Genomic DNA, 20,219 nt, shown 5'->3' with positions numbered 1-20,219 from the left:
AGTACGACGGTCACTTGGGGGTGACCGCCTTGTAGTTCTTGGGCACCTGGGCATCCGGGCGGCGCAGATACAGCGGCCGGGGCGGCTCCGGTTCCTCGCCGGCGGCCAGCCTCTCCGCGGCCAGGGAGGCGAGCGCGGCGGCCGAGACGTACTCGGGCGCGCGGGCGTCCTTGAAGGTGTCGGGGTAGAGGAGAGCGCCCGCGCCGACGGCGGGCAGCGCGGCGACCGTCCCGTCGATCTCGGCGGGCCGGTCCACGGCGGGCTCCGACAGCCGGGTACGGCGGTCGGCGTAGCGCGCCCAGTAGACCTCCTTGCGCCGGGCGTCCGTCGCGACGACGAACGGCCCCTCCACGTCGGCCGCGTACGCGAGCCCGTCGAGGGTGCACACGCCGTGCACGGGCACGCCGAGCGCGAGTCCGAAGGTGTCGGCGGTCATGAGGCCGACGCGCAGCCCCGTGTACGGGCCGGGGCCGATGCCCACGACGATGCCGGTGACGGCGTCCAGCTTGAGGCCTGCCTCGGTGAGCACCCGGTCGACGGCCGGCAGCAGCAGCTCCCCGTGCCGGCGCGCGTCCACCTGGCTCGACGAGGCGATGACGGACGTACCGTCGTGCAGGGCGACGGTCACGGCGGGGGTGGCGGTATCCAGAGCGAGCAAGAGCACGCAAACAGCGTACGGCGCCGGAGCCCGACGCAAGGCCGCCCGGGACTCCCGTCCCTCGGCTGCTACCGTCACAGCAAGTACGTACGAAGGTCGAGAGGTGGGCACACAAGGTGGCTAGGAGCAGCTCGGGAATCGTGGCCGGGCTCACCGTGGCAGCGATCGCGGCGGTCGGCTTCCTCGCCTTCCAGGCATCCGCGAACGTTCCGGACAGCCTGGGCAAACCGAGCAATACCGTGTCGACCACGCCCACCGCCCCCAAGGCACCCCACGGCAAGAAGGACCCGGCCGCGTTGCCGGCCCCGTCCGGCGCCGGCGTGCGGGTCGTCTACTCGACCGGCGGCGACCGCGTCTGGCTGGTCGGCGCGGGCAACAAGGTGCGGCGCACCTTCAAGGTGACCCCCGGCACGGTCGACCCGGCCGTCGGCACCTACGCCGTCACGTCGCGGACCGGCGCGGCCTCCGGTTCCGACGGGACGCAGATCGAGCACGTCGTACGGTTCACGCTGGTCAACGGCATCGCCATCGGCTTCAGCGCCGCGGTGAACGGCTCCACGGACGCCCCGGACCCCGAGAAGAAGCTCGGCGGCATCCGTGCCTCGCGTGCCGACGGCGACGCGATGTGGGCGTTCGCGACGGTGGGCGCGAAGGTCGTCGTCGTCAAGTAACGGCGCCCTGCCACGCCGCCGCCCGAGCGGCCGTACAGGTCCGGCGACCCCCCACCGCCGCGCCCGCGTCCGGCCGGCCATGCCGGACCACGAACCTCCGGCGCCACGTCGGCGTCAGGGCGGCCCTACGGGGCCATGAACCACCCGCCGCCGCGACCACGTCCAAGCGTCCGCACCGGACGGCCACTAACCTCCGGCGCCACGTCGGCGTCAGGCGGCCCTGCGGGGGCGCTCCGAGGCACTCGGTTCACTCAGGGGAGCGCGGGGCGGCCTGGACACCGCCTCCGCCGCGGCGCACGCCGCCAGCAGATCCCGCATCGACACCCCGGCCATCGCGCGCGGCGCGGCCGGCACGTCACGTTCTGAAGCCGGCACTGCAGCCGACTCTGATGCCGACATGGACGCCTCCTCGGGCTTCGGGGGCAAGCATAGTTAGGTAGACCTAACTATGTACTGATGTCCATGTGACCACGGCCGGGACGCCGAACGCAATATTTTGCCGACGTCCTGTCGGAAACGTTGGCCGAATGTACGAGCGGAAGACGCCCGCGCCGCGAGGACCCGGTGAGACCGCAGGCCCGTCGCGGAGAGACCGCAGGCCCGTCGCAGAGAGACCGCGAGCCCGTCGCAGAGAGACCGCGAGCCCACCGCAGAGAGACCGCGAGCCCACCGCAGAGAGACCGCGAGCCCACCGCGGTAAGACCGCGAGCCCACCGCGGTAAGACAGCAGCCCCGTGGGGTCGGGCCGCGAACACGTCGCCCTCAGGTCCCGAGCATGTCGCCGTCAGGCCGCGAGGACGGTCAGGTCAGCGGCGGCCCAGCGCTGTCCGAGTCCCGTGACGGTCACGTGCCGCACCTCGTCGGTGGTGTCCCCGACGGCCCGGTGGATGACGACGTGCAGCCGGTCGTCGGTCAGCTCCTCGACCTTGCCCTCGCCCCACTCCACGACGATCACGGAGTCGGAGAGCGAGACGTCGAGGTCGAGGTCCTCCATCTCGTCGAGCCCGCCGCCGAGGCGGTACGCGTCCACGTGCACGAGCGGCGGTCCGCCGCCGAGGGAGGGGTGCACGCGGGCGATGACGAAGGTCGGCGAGGTGACCGCGCCGCGGACGCCGAGCCCCTCACCGAGTCCGCGGGTCAGCGTGGTCTTGCCCGCGCCCAGCTCGCCGTTCAGCATCACGAGATCGCCCGCGCGCAGCAGCTTGGCGAGCCTGCGGCCCAACTCCTGCATCTGTCCGGGCGAGTTGACGGTGATCTGCACGCCGACGCCGTCCTGGGCGGGCTCAGCCGGGTTGTGCGCTGCTGCTGGTGCTTCCATAGCCGCCAACGGTAGCCCCTGCCGGCACGGCTCCGGCGCGCACGAGGAGGTCGGCGAGGCGGTCTATGACGACCTCCGGATGCTCCAGCATGACCAGGTGTCCCGCGTCGGGCACGAGCACCAGCTCCGCGTCCGGCAGCAGGTCCGCGATGGCCTCGCTGTGCTCGCTCGGCGTCACCAGGTCCTTGACCCCGGCGAGGACGAGGACGGGCATCTCGGTGAAACGGGCGAGCGCGGCGGTCTTGTCGTGCTCGGTGAACGCCGGGTAGAACTCGGCGACCACGTCGATCGGCGTGCCCTCGATCATCCGTTCGGCGAACCGCTCGATGGCCGGATCGACGTCCCGGCTCGCGAACGAGTACCGCTTGATGACCCCGGCGAACAGGTCGGCCGTGGCCCGTCGTCCGCGCTCCACCAGGGCGGCCTGCTGCCCGAGCGCCTTCAGCACACCGGGAAGCACCCGCCGCACGGCTGCGACGCCCGCGACGGGCAGCCCGAAGTTGACCTCGCCGAGCCTCCCCGACGACGTACCGACCAGGGCGACGGCCACGACCCGGTCGCGGATCAGCTCGGGGAAGTGATCGGCGAGCGCCATCACGGTCATACCGCCCATGGAGTGTCCGACGAGCACGATCGGGCCCTCGGGCACCGCCGCCTCGATGACGGCCAGCAGGTCGCGGCCGAGCTGGTCGATGGTGACCGGCGTCCGGTCCTCAAGCTGGGCGACACCCCGCCCCGACCGCCCGTGGCTGCGCTGGTCCCAGTGCACCGTGCGCACGACACCGCGCAGCGCGGCGCGCTGGAAGTGCCAGGAGTCCTGGTTGAGGCAGTAGCCGTGGCTGAAGACCACGGTCACGGGGGCGGGGGCCTTGCGGCCGAAGAGCCTGCGCCGGCGCGGGGCCAGCGAAGCCTCCGGCTCGACCTCGTCGACCTCGTAGTACAGCTCGGTTCCGTCGTCGGCGTACGCCTTGCCGGGCGTGCCGCGCAGCGAGCCGTACGGGCCGGTCGAGTCGAGGGCGAGGCGCGCCTTCTTGCGCATGCCGCGGCCGACCGTGAGCCGCTCGATCGCGACTCCGGCCGCGGCGCCCGCCGCGACCACGCCTATCGCGGCGCCGGCGACTCCAGCCTTGCGCCAGTTCCCGGCGGAGGCGGCGGCCGCCGAGGCCGCGCTCACGACGGCCTCCGCGCTGGTCTCGCTCACGTCCCGCTCCTCTTCGCTCCGGCTGTCGGCTCTCGGCCGTCCGCTGTCGACTCTGGCTGTGCGCGCGCCGGTGCGGCTCCCGCCCCACCGTGTGCCGCCCGCCGCCCGCCGCTCTCCGCTCGCCGGGCCCCGCGCGCCTGTTCTGCCAAAGGGTGTTACCCGTCTTGTTCCTCGTTCACATTCACGTAGACGCGCGGGACACGGGTTCCGATGCGCGTGACGATTTCGTACGCGATCGTGCCCGCCGCGCGCGCCCAGTCCTCGGCGGTGGGCTCACCGTCGTCACCGGGCCCGAACAGGACCGCCCGGGCGCCGGGCTCCGGCTCGTCACCGCCGAGGTCGACGACGAACTGGTCCATGGCGACCCGGCCCGCGACCGTACGCCACTTGCCGCCGACCAGGACAGGGCCGGTGCCGGAGGCGTGCCGCGGGATGCCGTCCGCGTAGCCGACGGGGACGAGGCCGAGGGTGGTCTCACCCGGGGTGACGTAGTGATGGCCGTAGCTCACGCCGTGGCCTGCCGGAGCGTGCTTCACCAGTGAGAGCGACGCGCTCAGCGTCATCACCGGACGCAGTCCGAAGTCGGCGGGGGTGCCGAGCTCCGGGCTCGGCGAGATCCCGTAGACCGCGATCCCGGTCCGTACGAGGTCGAAGTGGCTCTCGGGGAGGGTCAGCGTCGCCGGCGAGTTGGCGATGTGCCGCACCTCGGGGCGCACCCCCTGCTCCTCGGCGTACGCCACCATCTCGCGGAAGAGCGTGAGCTGGGCCTGGATCGAGGGGTGGCCCGGCTCGTCGGCGCAGGCGAAGTGCGACCAGAGCCCGGTGACGGTGATCAGCCCGCGCGCCTCGGCGCCCAGGGCCTCGGCGACGAGCTCGGGCCAGTCGGCGGGCTGGCAGCCGCCGCGCCCGAGGCCGGTGTCGGCCTTGAGCTGCACCCGGGCGGGCGATCCGACGGTCTCGGCGGCCAGCGCGGCCTCCCGCAGCGCCCACATCCCGCTGACCGACACGTCGATGCCGGCCTCGATGGCCTCGGCCCAGGGACCGCCGGGGGTCCAGAGCCAGCACATGATGCGCCCCGGCAGGCCGGCCGCCCGCAGCGCGAGAGCCTCCTCCGGAGTGGCCGTGCCGAGCCAGGTGGCGCCCGCCTCGCGCGCCGCGCGGGCACACGGGACCGCCCCGTGGCCGTACGCGTCGGACTTGACCACGGCCATCACGGCCGCGGTCGGCGCGTGGGCACGCAGGGTCCGCACGTTGGCTCGCAGGGCGGCCAGATCGATCTCGGCGCGGGCGCGCAGGGGTGCCGTCCGCGGGTGTGCTGTCTCTGTCATCGCGCCCCAGTCTCTCAGAGGCGAACGACAGCCTTCCGGCACCGGTCCCCGGGACGGTCCCGGGGACGGCTCCGGGCGCTGCGACGGCACGGGGACCTGTCCCGTGGAGCGGCCCTAGCTGCCGGGCCTTCGGCCCCACACGTAGACACGGTCGCGCGTCCTGAGCACCTTCCAGAGCGCACGGGCGTCGGCGAGCCGCAGATTGACGCAGCCCATCGAACCGCCGACCGTGCGGATGCTGCCGCGGACGGCGTGGAAGGCCTGCCCGCCGCTGAAGAACTGGGCGTACGGCATGGGGGTGTTGTACAGGGTCGACCAGTGGTACCTGTGCTTCCAGAAGATCCTGAACCAGCCGGTCCTGGTGCGGTGCCCGGCACCGCCGCTGCGCATGGGTACGGGCCCATACAGGATCCTGCCGCGCTGCTGCACCCAGGTGATCTTGTGGGTGAGGTCGACGCAGGCGACCCGGTACGAGCGGGCCGGGCAGCCGCGGGTGACGTGCGGGGCGTTCCGGGCGGACAGTATCCGCATGCGGGCCCAGGTCACCGGTCCGGCGATGCCGGTGACCGGCTTGATGCCGTGCTTCTTCTGGAAGGCGCGGATGGCCCGGCAGTCGGCCGCCGACTGCTTCCCGTCCACCTTCAGCTTCAGCCACCGCTCGGCCTGCCGCTGGTACGGGCCCCTGCGCCCGCCGCACGCCGCCGGACGGGCGTCGGCCTCCGCGAACGGCGCGTACGTGATCGGCGCGCCCGTGCTCTCGGGCGCGTTCCGCGCCTCCCGCTCGTCCTCCCAGGCGGTGGACGTGTCCACGACCGGTAGCGGCACCGGACGGCCCGGGGTCTCGCCCTCCCAGGACGGACGCGGCCATCCCGCCGCACCGGGCAGCGGCTCACCGACGGGCCCAACGGCGGGCAGCGGCGGCGCGGACGCGGCCGCCACCGTCCCCACGGGCACGGCCGCCACCACCGCCAGCAACACCGCGATCCCCCGGCACACCCTTTGTCTGCTCATCATGCGAACAGCCATACGCAACAACGCGCCGCCCCCGGGGGCGGCGCGCGGAAAGGGTCCCCCGATCTGGGCAACGCGTCCGGCGGCCGGTCCCCGGCCCGCCCGATCACCCGCGGACGGTCCCTCCCGAGCGAAGGCCGCGCCTGCGCACAATCTCCCCGGGCCCGGGGCGTACGCGGGCGCGGCGACCGCGCGGGCGGGACGGCCCGGCGGCCGCGAAGACCGTGAACGGGGCGGCGCCCACGGCTGCGGGGCACCCGTCATGAACGGGCGGCACGGCAGCTACGCCACCGCCAGGCACGTGGCGTACGCCGAGGAGCTGTTCGCCGCCGCCCGCAGGACACCCCTCGTCCCCGAGTCCCGCAGAACACCTGCACCGCCCTTCCGCTTCGGGACCAGCACGAGCGGCGCGGCCCGGCGGACGCGAACGGCGTCAGCCGGGCGGACCGGCGGTCAGTCGAGTGTGTCGCGCCAGGCTTCCGGGATGGCTGCGGCCACGTCGTGCGCGCCGGCGGGCGCGCCGTCCGCCGCGAAGCGCCCGGCGAGCCCGTGCAGATACGCGGCGACGCTTCCCGCGTCGAGCGCGGAGAGCCCCGCCGCCAGCAGCGACCCCGCCAGCCCCGACAGCACGTCCCCGCTCCCCGCGGTGGCCAGCCACGCCGTCCCCGTGGCGTTGACGCGCACCGCCCCGCCGGTCGGATCGGCGACCAGCGTCGTCGCCCCCTTGAGCAGCACGGTCGCCCCGTACAGCCCCGCGAGCTCCCGTACGGAAGCGAGCCGGGCCGCCTCCACCGCCTCCCGGGCGACCCCGAGCAGCGCGGCGGCCTCCCCGGCGTGCGGGGTCATCAGCGTCGGCGCGCTGCGGGCCCGCACGGCCCCCCGCCCGGCGAGCCGCAGCCCGTCCGCGTCCACGAGCACCGGCACGTCCGCGTCGAGCACCTCGGCGACCGCCGAGGCGTCGTCGCCGGCTCCGGGGCCCACGACCCAGGCCTGTACCCGACCTGCCTTGGACGGCCCCTTGTCGGACACCAGCGTCTCGGGAAAACGTGCGATGACGGCGTCCGCGGCGGGCCCGACGTACCGGACGGCCCCGGCCCCGCCCCGCAGCGCCCCTGACACGGCGAGCACCGCGGCTCCGGGGTAGCGGGCGGACCCGGCGGCGATCCCCACGACTCCGCGCCGGTACTTGTCGCTCTCCGCACCCGGCCGGGGCAGCCGGGCCGCGACGTCGGCGTGCTGGAGCGCCTCCAGATCGGCCGGGTCCGGCAGGTCGAGCCCGATGTCGACGAGGCGTACGGAACCGGCGTACCCGCGTGCCGGGTCGATGAGCAGCCCCGGTTTGTGGGTGCCGAAGGTGACGGTGAGGTCGGCGCGGACGGCCGCGCCGAGCACCTCTCCGGTGTCCGCCTCGACCCCGCTCGGAAGGTCGACGGCGACGACGGCGGCAGGGGAGGCGTGCGCGAGTTCGGCGAGCCGCGCGGCATCCGGCCGCAGGCCGCCCTTGCCGCCGATCCCGACGATGCCGTCGACGACTAGATCGGCCCGCCGCACGAGCGGTTCGGCGGCGCCGGGCGCGGCCGAGGTGCCGCCGGCGCGCAGCAGCGCCGCCAGTCCTCCCGGGTGGGTCCGTTCGGGGGCGAGCAGCACCGCGGTGACGCCGGCGCCGCGCCGGGCGAGGCGCGCCCCCGCGTACAGGGCGTCGCCGCCGTTGTCCCCGCTGCCGACCAGCAGCACCACCCGGCGGCCGTACACCCGGCCCAGCAGGTCGGCGCAGGCGGCGGCGAGCCCGGCGGCCGCCCGCTGCATCAACGCCCCCTCGGGGAGCCGCGCCATCAACTCCCGCTCGGCGGCCCTCACGGTCTCCACGCTGTACGCAGTACGCATGCTGCCGAGTCTCCCGCACCGGCACGCGCCGTGCGCCCCGTCCAGAACACCTCCCGGCCGGCCGCGCCCGGGCCGGGGCCGGTGGAGCGGGACCGCCGAACCGGCCCCCTCGTCGGCGACCTCGGTCCCGGCGCGCAGCCGGACGGCCGCGTCGGGCCCCGGGCCATGGGCCGGGGCCCTCGTGATGCCCGGACTCCAGTGCGCCTGCCGGACCCTGCCGCGCCCTCCCGGACCACCGGACCACCCTCGCCGCCGGCCTCGCCACCGGCCCGAACGGCCGCGTCGGCCGCGGACCGGGTGATGCCCGTGTTCCAGGTACCGGGCAAGCTCTCGCGGCTGCTGTACCGCCCCGCCCACGACCGGTCCGGCCGCAGCGGGGGCCTCCCGGTCGCCGGATCGCCCCCGCCCGGCCGGAGCGAGGCCTCCCGGTCGCCGGGCCGCCCGGCTACCCCTCCGCCACCACCACCGCCGAAGCCACTCCCGCGTCGTGACTGAGCGACACATGCCAGGAGCGCACGCCCAGTTCGGCCGCCCGGGCCGCCACCGTGCCCTTGACACGCAGCCGCGGCTGGCCGCTGTCCTCGACGAAGACCTCGGCGTCCGTCCAGTGCAGTCCCGCCGGGGCGCCCAGCGCCTTGGCGAGCGCCTCCTTCGCCGCGAACCGGGCCGCGAGCGAGGCGATGCCCCGCCGGTCGCCGCTGGGCAGCAGCAACTCACGCTCCACGAAAAGGCGTTCGGCCAGCCCGGGCGTCCGCTCCAACGACGCCCGGAACCGGTCGATCTCGGCCACGTCGATACCGACCCCGATGATGCTCATGTCCGCACCCTAGAGGGCGGGGCCGCGGCACGGACTCACGCTGCGGCGCCGCTCACTCCACCGTCACCGACTTCGCCAGGTTGCGCGGCTGGTCCACCTCGTTGCCCCGGGCCGTCGCCAGTTCGCAGGCGAACACCTGCAGGGGGACGGTGGAAACCAGCGGCTGGAGGAGGGTGGGTGTGGCGGGGATGCGGATGAGGTGGTCGGCGTACGGTACGACCGCCTCGTCGCCCTCCTCCGCGATGACGATCGTGCGGGCGCCCCGGGCCCTGATCTCCTGGATGTTGGAGACGATCTTGTCGTGCAGGACCGAGCGCCCGCGCGGCGAGGGGGCCACGACGACCACCGGCATGTCCTCCTCGATCAGCGCGATCGGGCCGTGCTTCAGCTCGCCCGCCGCGAAGCCCTCGGCGTGCATGTACGCCAATTCCTTGAGCTTCAGGGCGCCTTCGAGCGCGACCGGATAGCCCACGTGCCGCCCGAGGAACAGCACGGTGTCCTTGTGGGCGAGGGAGCGCGCGAGCTCCCGTACCGGCTCCATGGTCTCCAGGACCCGCTCGACCTCGCGGGAGATGCGTGACAGCTCCCGGATCACGGCCTGGATCTCGTCGCCCCACTTGGTGCCGCGCACCTGGCCCAGGTACAGCGCCACCAGATAGCAGGCCACGAGCTGGGTCAGGAACGCCTTGGTGGAGGCGACGGCGACCTCGGGGCCGGCGTGCGTGTACAGCACCGCGTCGGACTCGCGCGGGATCGTCGAGCCGTTGGTGTTGCAGATCGCCAGCACCCTGGCGCCCTGCTCGCGGGCGTGCCGCAGCGCCATCAGCGTGTCCATCGTCTCGCCGGACTGCGAGATCGCGATGACGAGCGTACGGCGGTCCAGGATCGGGTCCCGGTAGCGGAACTCGCTGGCCAGCTCCACCTCGCACGGGATGCGCGTCCAGTGCTCGATGGCGTACTTGGCGATCAGCCCTGCGTGGAAGGCGGTTCCGCAGGCGACGATGACGACCTTGTCGACCTCCCGCAGCACCTGGACCGGGATGCGCACCTCGTCGAGCGACAGCGAGCCCGCCGCGTCGATCCGTCCCAGCAGGGTGTCGGCGACCGCCTTGGGCTGCTCGGCGATCTCCTTGAGCATGAAGTAGTCGTAGCCGCCCTTCTCCGCCGCCGACGCGTCCCAGTCGACGTGGTACGAGCGGACCTCGGCGGGGCTGCCGTCGAACCCGGTGACGGTCACGCCGTCGCGGCGCAGTTCGACCACCTGGTCCTGCCCCAGTTCGATCGCGGAGCGGGTGTGGGCGATGAACGCGGCGACGTCCGAGGCGAGAAAGGCCTCGCCCTCGCCGACGCCGACGACGAGCGGCGAGTTCCGACGCGCCCCGACCACCACATCCGGCTCGTCCGCGTGCACGGCGACCAGCGTGAACGCACCCTCCAGGCGTCGGCACACCAGCCGCATCGCCTCCGCCAGGTCCGCGCAGGAGGAGAACTCCTCGGCGAGCAGGTGGGCGACCACCTCGGTGTCGGTCTCGGAGGTCAGCTCGTGGCCGCGTTCCGCCAGCTCGGCCCGCAGGGCGGCGAAGTTCTCGATGATCCCGTTGTGCACGACGGCGACGCGCCCCGCGTTGTCGAGATGCGGATGGGCGTTGGCGTCCGTCGGCCCGCCGTGCGTGGCCCAGCGGGTGTGCCCGATGCCCGTCGCACCGTTCGGCAACGGCCGCTCGGCCAGTTCCTTCTCCAGGTTGGCCAGCTTCCCGGCCCGCTTGGCCGCGGCCAGCCCGCCGTCCGCCGGCACGGCGACGCCCGCCGAGTCATAACCCCTGTATTCCAGCCGCTTCAATCCGGCCATCACGACATCGAGCGCCGACTGCGGCCCCACGTATCCCACGATTCCACACATGCTCGGAGCCTAAGCGCCACCGCCCGCCGGAAAGGGCCGCAGCGTGCCCGGAATCGGAAATTCCACCCTTGACACAAACGCGCAGCGGACATCCGACGGACGCCTGGCGGTAACTCCGAATACCTCTTGACGAATAGAACACGCGTGCATAACCTGACACGGCGCTGAACGGATCATGACCAGATCCGCTCTCGCGCAGACCGGTCGGCGACCGGGGGATCAATGTCGCTACGGGGAGGGATCTTTCATGTCTCAGCACCTGCACGCCGTATATCTCACGCCTGCCCTTTTGCGGCGTTCGGACGGTCGGCACAGCCAGGTCTCTCGCTTTCAAAGCCGCCTGAACCCCCATGAGTTCTCCGATCACGACTCCCTTGCAGGGATCGCGGTGCGGGCCGACGGGCTCGGCCACGGCGCACCGTCGTGGGCGAATTAGGAAATTCTCCGCCGATCGACCGGCACGCCAAGGCGATCGCCCTCTCGGCCAGGCCATCACCTCGAAGCACGCGAGTTCCCATGCCGGTGCCTTCAGCTTGAAACGGCATCCGGTGGAACTGGCGCGACATTGACGCGGGCGCATATGAACGAGGCGAAATGCCATGGCGGCGATCGCTGAATTCTTTCCCGCAAGGGCGTGTTTCTCCCGTCACATTCGGGGCTTTCCCATGCCCCGCGAAGAGAGGAATAACAGTGACCAAGTCCAAGTTCAGCCGCATGGCCATGATCGGCGCGGCAACCGCCGGCCTGATGGTCGCCCTGTCGTCTCCGGCCCAGGCCACCAGCAACAAGCAGATCAACCTCGCCAATGGCCGCGGCTACATGAAGTTCATCGATGACGGCGACGTATTCCAGGTCTGTGACACCAAGGCCGACGGCCATGGCGTGACGGGAATCCTGTGGGTCCGGAACGCCAGCGGGCTGACGTCGGTGGCGATGTCCCTCGACGACGGTGGCGACAACGGCTGCGACAAGAAGGGCTACAACATCGGCCAGCTCGCCAGTTACCAGATGGAGGTCTGTTGGCAAGGCGGTGAGGCCTGCAAGTTCTCCGAGTGGTTCAACGAGTAGACCGGCCCTGAGGCCACCGGCCCGCGGCCGGCCCGGACCTCGGTGACGTGAGCGGATGGCCGCGTCCCTGTCACCGGGACGCGGCCACCCGCACCGCTCCGTCACACGCCGGGCGGTGGGTCGCGCCGGCGGGGTGCAGCAACCGCGGAGAGCGGCGCGTGACGCACCCCACCTACCACCTTGTTCAAACTCCGTTAACAATGGACTGTGATCTCTCCGGTCTCCCCGTTGCCGCGGAGCGCCCACCGGTCAAAGCCGGAGGCGACTCCCTACGTCGATCTCACCCGCGCCGAGTGGAGCGCGCTGCGCGAGAAGACGCCGCTCACGCTGAACGCCGAGGAGCTCGAGAAGCTGCGCGGCCTGGGCGATGTCATCGACCTCGACGAGGTGCGGGACATCTATCTGCCGCTGTCCAGACTGCTGAATCTGTACGTCGGCGCCACGGACGGGCTCAGGGGCGCGCTGAACACCTTTCTCGGTGAGAAGGGCTCGCAGTCCGGCACCCCGTTCGTCATAGGCGTCGCCGGTTCCGTGGCCGTCGGCAAGTCCACCGTCGCCAGGCTGCTCCAGGCCCTGCTCTCCCGCTGGCCCGAGCACCCCCGCGTCGAGCTGGTCACCACGGACGGCTTCCTGCTCCCCACCAAGGAACTCGAAGCGCGCGGGCTGATGTCCCGCAAGGGCTTCCCCGAGTCGTACGACCGCCGGGCCCTGACCCGGTTCGTCGCCGACATCAAGGCAGGCAAGGACGAGGTGACGGCACCCGTCTACTCGCACCTGATCTACGACATCGTGCCCGGCGAGCGGCTCACGGTCCGCCGTCCCGACATCCTCATCGTCGAGGGCCTGAACGTGCTGCAGCCTGCGCTGCCCGGCAAGGACGGCCGCACCCGCGTCGGCCTGGCGGACTACTTCGACTTCAGTGTGTACGTCGACGCCCGCCCCGAGGACATCGAGCGCTGGTACCTGAACCGCTTCGGCAAACTCCGCGCGACGGCCTTCCAGAAACCGGACTCGTACTTCCGCAGGTACACCCAGGTCTCGGAGGACGAGGCCCTCGACTACGCCCGTACGACCTGGCGCACCATCAACAAGCCGAACCTGCTGGAGAACGTGGCCCCCACCCGCGGCCGGGCGACCCTCGTCGTACGCAAGGGCCCGGACCACAAGGTGCAGCGCCTGAGCCTGCGGAAACTGTAGTCCCGACGGCCGTCCCGTACGGCCGTCCCGTACGTACGACTAGTCTGCGGCCATGCTGCACCTGCGCCTGATCACTCCTGCCGACCGCACCGAGGACGTAGTACGCCTGATCGAGAAGACGGTCGGCACGACGCACCTCGTCGTGCTCCCGGGTGCCGCCCGCGATCCGGCGGGCGATGTCGTGATGTGCGACGTCGCGCGCGAGGCGGGCGACGAACTCATCGGCGCGCTGCGGGAGTCGGGGCTCGACCGGACCGGGTCGATCGCCGTCGAGACCATCGAGCTGTCGCTGTCGGAGCGGGCCGACCGGGCGGAGGAGGAGGCCCCCGGCGAGGGCGCGGACGCGGTGCTGTGGGAGCAGCTGCGGGACGCGACGCATGAGGAGTCGACGCTCAACGTCACCTATCTCGCGTTCCTCACCGTGGCCACGATGCTGGCGGCCTGCGGTGTGATGCTCGACAACGCGATCCTGATCGTCGGCGCGATGGCCGTGGGCCCGGAGTTCGGGCCGCTGGCCGGCATCTGCACGGCGCTGGTGCAGCGGGCCCCGCACCTGGTGTGGCGGTCCCTGTGGGCACTGCTCGCCGGTTTCGCGGCCGCGATGGTCATGACCGCGGGCTTCAGCTGGCTGATGGACGTCTTCGGGCTGTTCGACAAGTCCATGGTGGAGGCGGCCCGGCCGAACACGGCGTTCATCTGGAAGCCGGACTGGATGTCGTTCGTGGTGGCGTTCCTCGCCGGAATCGCCGGAACGCTGTCCCTCACCTCCGCCAAGTCCGGCGCCCTGATCGGCGTCGCGATCTCGGTGACCACGGTCCCGGCCGCCGCGAACGCCGCCGTGGCCCTCAGCTACACGGACTACGCCCAGACCTGGGGATCCACCAAGCAGCTGCTGTTCAACCTGCTCGGCATCGTGGTGGCCGGCACGCTCACACTGCTCGCCCAGAAGTGGTTCTGGGCGATGCAGCGCAAGCGGCAGGTCGTCCGGCCGGACCCCGCCCGGTGACAGCCCGTCCGGCGGCGCCCGCCGCCCACAACCGTGAGGCCCGGCACCCCTGGCGCTTTCCAGGGGTGCCGGGCCTCACGGCTGTGGGCGGAGAGATCAGGACCTGTCCTAGCCGAGCGCCGACTTCACCGCGTCGGCGAGGCGGGCGGCCACCGAACGGGCGTGGTCGATGTCGGCGGCCTCGACCATGACACGGACGAGCGGCTCGGTGCCGGAGGGGCGCAGCAGCACCCGTCCGGTGGTGCCGAGTTCACGCTCGGCGTCGGCCACGGCGGTGGCCAGCTCGGCAGAGGAGTTCACCCGCGACCGGTCGACGTCGGGCACGTTGATGAGGACCTGCGGCAGGCGCTCCATGACCGAGGCGAGGTCCCGGAGCGTACGGCCGGTCTGGGCGACCCGCGCGGCGAGCAGCAGGCCGGTCAGCGTGCCGTCGCCGGTGGTGGCGTGGTCGAGGATGATGACGTGCCCGGACTGCTCGCCGCCGAGGGCGTAGCCGTGCCGCTTCATCTCCTCCAGGACATAGCGGTCGCCGACCCCCGTCTGGACGAAGGCCAGGCCCTCGCGCTCCATGGCGAGCTTGAATCCCAGGTTGGACATGACCGTCGCGACAACGGTGTCGGAGCGCAGTGCGGAACGCTCCCGCATCGCCAGCGCGAGAACGGCCAGGATCTGGTCGCCGTCGATCTCGTCACCCGTGTGGTCCACGGCGAGGCAGCGGTCGGCGTCGCCGTCGTGCGCGATGCCGAGGTCGGCGCCGTGCTCGACGACGGCGGCCTTGAGAAGCTCCAGGTGGGTGGAGCCGCAACCGTCGTTGATGTTGAGCCCGTCGGGCTCCGCGCCGATCGTGATGATCTCGGCACCGGCCAGCGCGAAGGCCTCGGGCGAGACCCGGGCGGCCGCGCCGTGCGCCTCGTCGAGGACGACCTTCAGACCGTCGAGGCGGTTCGGGAGAACACCCATGAGGTGGGCGACGTACTGGTCGAAGCCCTGGTCGTAGGAGTTCACCCGGCCGACGCCGGAACCGGTCGGACGGTCCCAGGGAGCGCCGGTGCGGTGCTCCTCGTAGACGCCCTCGATCCGGTCCTCCAGCTCGTCGGCGAGCTTGTGCCCGCCGCGGGCGAAGAACTTGATGCCGTTGTCGGGCATGGCGTTGTGGCTGGCGGAGAGCATCACACCGAGGTCGGCGCCCAGTACGCCGGTGAGATGGGCCACCGCAGGGGTGGGCAGCACACCGACACGCAGGACGTCCACACCGGCGCTGGCGAGGCCGGCGACCACCGCAGCCTCCAGGAACTCCCCGGACGCGCGCGGATCCCGCCCGACCACCGCGACGGGCCGGTGGCCTTCGAACGTGCCCGCCTCGGCGAGTACGTGTGCCGCTGCCACGGAAAGCCCGAGCGCGAGCTCGGCCGTCAGATCCGCGTTGGCGACACCGCGCACGCCGTCCGTGCCGAAGAGTCGTCCCACTTGTCCTCCTGAGAAAGCTGCAGAGTACGAATTTCCCCCGAAGGATACGGAGGTCATCCGATCACATGAGCCTTTGAGCACCTTGTGCCGTTATACGCCCAACCAATGTGATAAACGAACGCCCCGGCGGCACTGTGGTGTGCCGCCGGGGCGTTCGGAGCTACGCGTACTGACGCGCAGAAGCAAGCAGCGAAGATTAACGCTTGCTGTACTGCGGGGCCTTACGGGCCTTCTTGAGACCGGCCTTCTTGCGCTCGACCGCACGGTCGTCGCGCTTGAGGAAGCCGGCCTTCTTGAGGGCGCCGCGGTTGTTGTCCACGTCGGCCTCGTTCAGCGCACGGGCCACGCCGAGGCGCAGGGCACCGGCCTGACCCGAGACGCCACCACCCGAGATGCGGGCGACGACGTCGTAGCGGTTGTCGAGCTCGAGCACCTTGAAGGGCTCGTTGACTTCCTGCTGGTGCACCTTGTTGGGGAAGTAGTCCTCAAGGGTGCGACCGTTGATCTTCCACTTGCCGGTGCCCGGGACGATCCGGACGCGGGCGATGGCGTTCTTGCGACGGCCCAGGCCGGCGGCCGGCTGCGGGTCGCCGAAGCGGCCTTCGAGCGACTCCGAGGTGTACTCGCCCTCGACGGGCACCTCGGACTCGGTGGTGTAGCTCTCGATGTCGACGAGCTCAGTCTCTTCGACCGGCTGCTCAACGGTGGTCTCGGCCACGATTCTCCTCAGATTTCTTTATGTCTTAGGGGGTGGCCGGAACTACTGCGCGACCTGGGTGATCTCGAACGGGACCGGCTGCTGCGCAGCGTGCGGGTGGTTCTCGCCCGCGTAGACCTTCAGCTTCGAGAGCACCTGGCGACCCAGGGTGTTCTTGGGAACCATGCCCTTGATGGCCTTCTCGACGGCCTTCTCGGGGTTCTTCGCCAGCAGCTCGTCGTAACGGACGGAGCGCAGACCACCCGGGTAACCGGAGTGGCGGTACGCCAGCTTCTGGGTCTTCTTGTTGCCGGAGAGGTGCACCTTGTCGGCGTTGATGATGATGACGAAGTCACCAGCGTCGACGTGGGGCGCGTAGATCGGCTTGTGCTTGCCGCGCAGAATGTTCGCGGCAGTGGTCGCCAGACGACCCAGGACGACATCCTGGGCGTCGATGACGTACCACTGGCGAGTGATGTCGCCGGGCTTGGGGCTGTACGTACGCACGGTCGTAGCCTTCGCTTCTTCAGTGAGTGGGTCCTGACATGGCCACCACGGACGATCACGACAGCCCTGACCGCACTGCGGTGACGCATACCGCGTGCAGATCGCTGGTCATCAGCCCCGGTGGACCGGTGTAAGGGCCCCTCACGTGAGAATGAGCAAGCCAATACACATAACGAACTGCAAGCTTACCCGCGGTGCCCCTGAAGGGTCAAAACGCGAGTGCTCACACCCTCGTGGCCTGTCTTCCCTGTCGCGGAGCGACAAAGTGGTCGGGGCCGCCGAGCGGCAGATGCCGGGGACGCCGGAGCGCCACCGATGCAGTCAATACACACAGGGTAAAGCAGTCCCGGAAGGAACGTCGGGTCACCGCTTCCAGCCAGGGCCAGTCGGCGCCGGGCACCTGCGGCACCAGCGCCAGCCAGAACCAGGGCCCACGGGCCGCCGAACCGGGATACGGCAGCCCCGCGAGCAGCAGCGGCACCACGACGAGCAGATAGTGGTCGTACGACGGCCGGGACACCAGGAACGCCGAGAGCATCAGCAGCACCGCGGTCTCAACAAGCCGCAGCGGCCCGGGAACACCGCGAGACCAGCGGCGGTACGCGCCCAGGACCCCGGCACCCGCCACAGCGCAGGCGAGCGGCACCGCCACCCAGGACGGCACCCCCAGCCGCGGCAGCACCGCCACCGGGGAAGCCTCGTAAAGGCGGACGAAGCCGTCGTGGCTCCGCAGCAGGAACGGCAGCGTCCGTGTGACGAACGCCGCAGGATCGGGCATCAGCAGCGCCGCCCCGCCGGACACCAGCGCCGGCACCAGAACCACCGCGGCCAGTCCCCGCCAGCGGCGCGCGAAGAGGAAGAGCAGCGCCGCCGGTGCGAGCAGCGGCTTCAGGGCGAGGGCAGCGCCGATGACCACACCGGCCCACCCCCACCGCTCCCGGGCGGCCAGCAGCAGGGCGAGGGGCAGCGCCGCGGCGGCGGTCACGGTCCAGTTGCCGAGCGAGACCAGGTGCCCGAAGGGCGCGAAGCCCAGCGCCAGCGCGGCGGGGCCGAGCACCCCGAGGCGGCTGCGCCAGGGGACCCCGTGGACCCGTAGCGCCCAGGCCCAGCCCGCCACCAGCAGCGCCGTCACGGTCAGCGGCACCAGCACCCGCAGCGCGTACGCCGGGAGCAGCGTCTGCGGCACCGCGGCGAGCACCGCGCTCGGGAAATAGAGGAAGTGCCGGTCGGCATAGGGCGAGCCGCCGTCCAGCCAGGTACGCGCGGCCCGTACGACGATCGCGTTGTCCATCCCTCCTGCCGCACTGCGGCGCGCGACGCCCACGACATGCGCGCACAGCACCGCGCCCGACACCGCCCACGCGTGCCAGGAGGCCCTACGTACCAACCACCCTGAGATGTCACTTTTGCCCGTCAGCATTCAGGTCACGCTAGGGGCTCAAGTGCCCGGTGGAGCGGACCGGCACCCCCCAACGCCCGTCTAAGATGCGGCGCATGAGTTATGGGCAGGGTGGGCAGGGGCAGCCCCCGTGGGACCCCTGGAAGCCGGGGTCTCAGCAACCGCCTCAGTGGGGCAATCAGCGGTCCGGCGGGAATCCCGACTGGGCCGCAATGGCAGAGGCTTCCGAAACGCGCAACAGGCGCCGCAAAGTGCTGTTCATCGTGGGCGGGGCCCTGGCCACCGTCGCGGTCGGCGCGGCCGTGGCCATGGCCGTCGCCAACGCGAACGGGAACAACCAGGCGGGGAACGAACCGTCCAAGCTGCCCGCCAGCGCGGACATCCCGGGTGCCACGACACCGGCTCCGTCCTTCGCGCCGACCTCGGCTCCGCCGCCGCTGGATCCGAAGCAGTTCATAGCCAGCGCGCAGAAGGACACGGCGCCGCTGAGCCCGGACATCCTCTTCCCCGGTACGCAGCTCACCATGGGCGACCGTGTGTACCGCAAGGGTCCGACGGCCGACACGAAGAACTGCGCCTCGGCCGCGAAGGGCACGCTGCCGCCGGTCCTCAAAAAGGACGGCTGCACCCGCTTCCTGCGCGTCACCTACGTCAAGGACGGGGTGGCGGTGACAGTCGGCGTCGCGGTCTTCGACACCGAGGCCGAGGCGACCAAGGCCAAGGGCGACGCGGACAACAAGAGCATCATCGCCTCGCTCCCCGGCAACGGCATCAAGGCGTTCTGCGACTCGGCCGTCTGCCGTTCGACCACCAACGCCTACGGCCGTTACGCCTACTTCACCCTCTCCGGTTTCACCGACGGCAAGGACGTGACGGCGAAGGACACCGCGGTGTTCACGACCGGCGACGATCTCGCGGAGTTCACCTTCCGTCAGATCAGCCGGCGCGGCCAGGCCCAGGCGTCGGCCGCGGCCAACCAGTAGCGGTTCCGGCGGCGGCCGACGAACACCGGCCGCCGCCCCGCTCCGCCGCCTTCACCCGCTCCTCCACGCCCGTCCGCCCGTCCGCGATCGATCACCCTCGTCAAGTGGATCCCGGCGACCGGCAGTTGAGGCACTCTCGGGTGAGAGCACAGCACAGCACTCCCGGTTGACGCGCTATCAGCCGAGGCATCGCCCCCGGCGGACACGGCGGGTGTCAGCAGGTCTCGCACCCGGCCGCTCCCGGCAACGTCCGCTTGTTCCGCGCCTCCTTGTTCCGCGCGGCCAGCAACTCGTCCGTGGGGTAACCGACTTCTTCGAGCGTCAGCCCGTGCGGCCGTACGACATGGACGGCCGAATCCCGTACGCCGGCGGCGAGCACCTTCCCCGGCCACTCGGGTCCGCGGTGCCCGTCCCCCACGAACAGCAGGGCCCCGATCAGCGACCGCACCATGTTGTGGCAGAAGGCGTCGGCCCGCACGGTGGCGGTGATGACGCCGTCCGCACCGCGCACCAGGCTCAGTTCCTGGAGCGTACGGATGGTCGTCGCGCCCTCGCGCTTCTTGCAGTAGGCGGCGAAGTCGTGCTCCCCCAGCAGCCGCCCGGCCGCCTCGTTCATGGCGTCCACGTCCAACGGCCAGTCGTGCCACAGGACATGACTGCGCAGCAGCGGGTCGACGCCACCGGGTTCGTCGGTGACGCGGTAGGCATAGCGCCGCCAGACCGCCGAGAAGCGCGCGTTGAACCCTGCGGGCGCCTCGGTCATCGACCACACCCGTACGTCCTTCGCCAGCCGCCCGGCGAGCCGCTTCAGCAGCTTCTCGCGGTGCTCGGCCCACAGTTCCTCGGGCAGGTCGACGTGGGCCACCTGGCCGCGCGCGTGCACGCCGGCGTCGGTCCGCCCGGCCACGGTCAGCTCGTACGTGGTGTCCCTCGTCCGCGTCACCGTCCGCAGCGCGTCCTCGATCTCGCCCTGCACGGTCCTGCGCCCTCCGGCCTGCTTGGCCCACCCGGAGAACTCGCTCCCGTCGTACGACAGATCCAACCGCACCCGTACGAACCCGGGCTCCGCTTCGTCACTCACACCTAGATCCTCTCAAGCCCGGGCTC

Annotated in this window: 18 protein-coding genes; 5 read left to right on the top strand and 13 right to left on the bottom strand. The window is 71.7% G+C overall.

Annotated elements, in window-relative coordinates; translation table 11 throughout:
* Nucleotides 1-10: 10 nt before the first annotated feature.
* Entirely contained in the window at nt 11-664 is a 654-nt protein-coding gene (gene tsaB / locus N4G66_RS19220) for a tRNA (adenosine(37)-N6)-threonylcarbamoyltransferase complex dimerization subunit type 1 TsaB (protein ID WP_261705354.1), read from the bottom strand.
* A gap of 110 nt (nt 665-774) precedes the next feature.
* Here tsaB and N4G66_RS19215 point away from each other — a divergent pair, with 110 nt between their 5' ends.
* A complete protein-coding gene (locus tag N4G66_RS19215; RefSeq protein WP_261705353.1) occupies nt 775-1,329 on the top strand; it encodes a hypothetical protein in 555 nt (184 codons plus the stop codon).
* Between the two features lie 784 nt (nt 1,330-2,113).
* Here N4G66_RS19215 and tsaE read toward each other — a convergent pair.
* The 7 genes from tsaE to glmS all read right to left on the bottom strand — a co-directional run bounded on the left by tsaE (nt 2,114) and on the right by glmS (nt 10,788).
* Nucleotides 2,114-2,647 (bottom strand): tRNA (adenosine(37)-N6)-threonylcarbamoyltransferase complex ATPase subunit type 1 TsaE, encoded by a 534-nt coding sequence (gene tsaE, locus N4G66_RS19210; protein ID WP_261705352.1) that lies wholly within the window; start codon nt 2,645-2,647, stop codon nt 2,114-2,116.
* On the bottom strand, nt 2,613-3,848 hold the full coding sequence (locus N4G66_RS19205) for an alpha/beta fold hydrolase (protein ID WP_261705351.1): 1,236 nt from the start codon (nt 3,846-3,848) through the stop codon (nt 2,613-2,615). The genes tsaE and N4G66_RS19205 overlap by 35 nt, the downstream gene beginning before the upstream one ends.
* Nucleotides 3,849-4,003: 155 nt before the next feature.
* Entirely contained in the window at nt 4,004-5,176 is a 1,173-nt protein-coding gene (gene alr / locus N4G66_RS19200) for an alanine racemase (protein ID WP_261705350.1), read from the bottom strand.
* Between the two features lie 114 nt (nt 5,177-5,290).
* Nucleotides 5,291-6,190 carry a L,D-transpeptidase family protein gene (locus tag N4G66_RS19195; protein WP_261705349.1) on the bottom strand — a complete coding sequence of 300 codons (900 nt, stop codon included), beginning with the start codon at nt 6,188-6,190 and terminating at the stop codon, nt 5,291-5,293.
* 450 nt (nt 6,191-6,640) lie between these two features.
* Nucleotides 6,641-8,071, bottom strand: a complete 1,431-nt coding sequence (locus tag N4G66_RS19190; RefSeq protein WP_261705348.1) for an NAD(P)H-hydrate dehydratase — start codon at nt 8,069-8,071, stop codon at nt 6,641-6,643.
* A gap of 445 nt (nt 8,072-8,516) precedes the next feature.
* Nucleotides 8,517-8,888 carry a holo-ACP synthase gene (locus N4G66_RS19185; protein ID WP_261705347.1) on the bottom strand — a complete coding sequence of 124 codons (372 nt, stop codon included), beginning with the start codon at nt 8,886-8,888 and terminating at the stop codon, nt 8,517-8,519.
* A gap of 52 nt (nt 8,889-8,940) precedes the next feature.
* Nucleotides 8,941-10,788, bottom strand: a complete 1,848-nt coding sequence (gene glmS, locus N4G66_RS19180) for a glutamine--fructose-6-phosphate transaminase (isomerizing) (RefSeq protein ID WP_261705346.1) — start codon at nt 10,786-10,788, stop codon at nt 8,941-8,943.
* A gap of 690 nt (nt 10,789-11,478) precedes the next feature.
* Here glmS and N4G66_RS19175 point away from each other — a divergent pair.
* The 3 genes from N4G66_RS19175 to N4G66_RS19165 all read left to right on the top strand — a co-directional run bounded on the left by N4G66_RS19175 (nt 11,479) and on the right by N4G66_RS19165 (nt 14,059).
* Nucleotides 11,479-11,856 carry a hypothetical protein gene (locus tag N4G66_RS19175; protein WP_261705345.1) on the top strand — a complete coding sequence of 126 codons (378 nt, stop codon included), beginning with the start codon at nt 11,479-11,481 and terminating at the stop codon, nt 11,854-11,856.
* A gap of 207 nt (nt 11,857-12,063) precedes the next feature.
* Nucleotides 12,064-13,053 carry a type I pantothenate kinase gene (coaA, locus tag N4G66_RS19170; RefSeq protein ID WP_261705344.1) on the top strand — a complete coding sequence of 330 codons (990 nt, stop codon included), beginning with the start codon at nt 12,064-12,066 and terminating at the stop codon, nt 13,051-13,053.
* A 52-nt stretch (nt 13,054-13,105) separates the two neighbouring features.
* The gene (locus N4G66_RS19165; RefSeq protein WP_261705343.1) at nt 13,106-14,059 is read left to right on the top strand and encodes a DUF389 domain-containing protein; all 954 of its coding nucleotides are present in this window, start codon (nt 13,106-13,108) and stop codon (nt 14,057-14,059) included.
* 108 nt (nt 14,060-14,167) lie between these two features.
* Here the strand turns inward: N4G66_RS19165 and glmM are convergent, their stop codons facing one another.
* From glmM to N4G66_RS19145, 4 genes are all read right to left on the bottom strand, one after another.
* Complete coding sequence (gene glmM, locus N4G66_RS19160) at nt 14,168-15,526, bottom strand: phosphoglucosamine mutase (protein WP_261705342.1); 1,359 nt, start codon at nt 15,524-15,526, stop codon at nt 14,168-14,170.
* 196 nt (nt 15,527-15,722) lie between these two features.
* A complete protein-coding gene (gene rpsI, locus N4G66_RS19155) occupies nt 15,723-16,244 on the bottom strand; it encodes a 30S ribosomal protein S9 (RefSeq protein WP_261705341.1) in 522 nt (173 codons plus the stop codon).
* Nucleotides 16,245-16,286: 42 nt separating this feature from the next.
* Nucleotides 16,287-16,730 carry a 50S ribosomal protein L13 gene (gene rplM / locus N4G66_RS19150; protein ID WP_168529673.1) on the bottom strand — a complete coding sequence of 148 codons (444 nt, stop codon included), beginning with the start codon at nt 16,728-16,730 and terminating at the stop codon, nt 16,287-16,289.
* 223 nt (nt 16,731-16,953) lie between these two features.
* Nucleotides 16,954-18,150, bottom strand: a complete 1,197-nt coding sequence (locus N4G66_RS19145) for a glycosyltransferase family 87 protein (protein WP_261705340.1) — start codon at nt 18,148-18,150, stop codon at nt 16,954-16,956.
* Nucleotides 18,151-18,224: 74 nt separating this feature from the next.
* Between N4G66_RS19145 and N4G66_RS19140 the strand changes: the two genes are divergently transcribed.
* Nucleotides 18,225-19,112, top strand: coding sequence for a hypothetical protein (locus N4G66_RS19140; protein WP_261705339.1), 888 nt, complete (start codon nt 18,225-18,227; stop codon nt 19,110-19,112).
* A 214-nt stretch (nt 19,113-19,326) separates the two neighbouring features.
* On the opposite strand, the gene truA is transcribed toward N4G66_RS19140, so the two are convergent.
* Nucleotides 19,327-20,193, bottom strand: a complete 867-nt coding sequence (gene truA, locus N4G66_RS19135) for a tRNA pseudouridine(38-40) synthase TruA (RefSeq protein ID WP_261705338.1) — start codon at nt 20,191-20,193, stop codon at nt 19,327-19,329.
* Between the last annotated feature and the right edge of the window lie 26 nt (nt 20,194-20,219).

This window comes from Streptomyces rhizosphaerihabitans (assembly GCF_025399795.1).
GTDB lineage: Bacteria > Actinomycetota > Actinomycetes > Streptomycetales > Streptomycetaceae > Streptomyces > Streptomyces rhizosphaerihabitans.
This window is presented reverse-complemented; position numbering and strand designations above follow the sequence as displayed.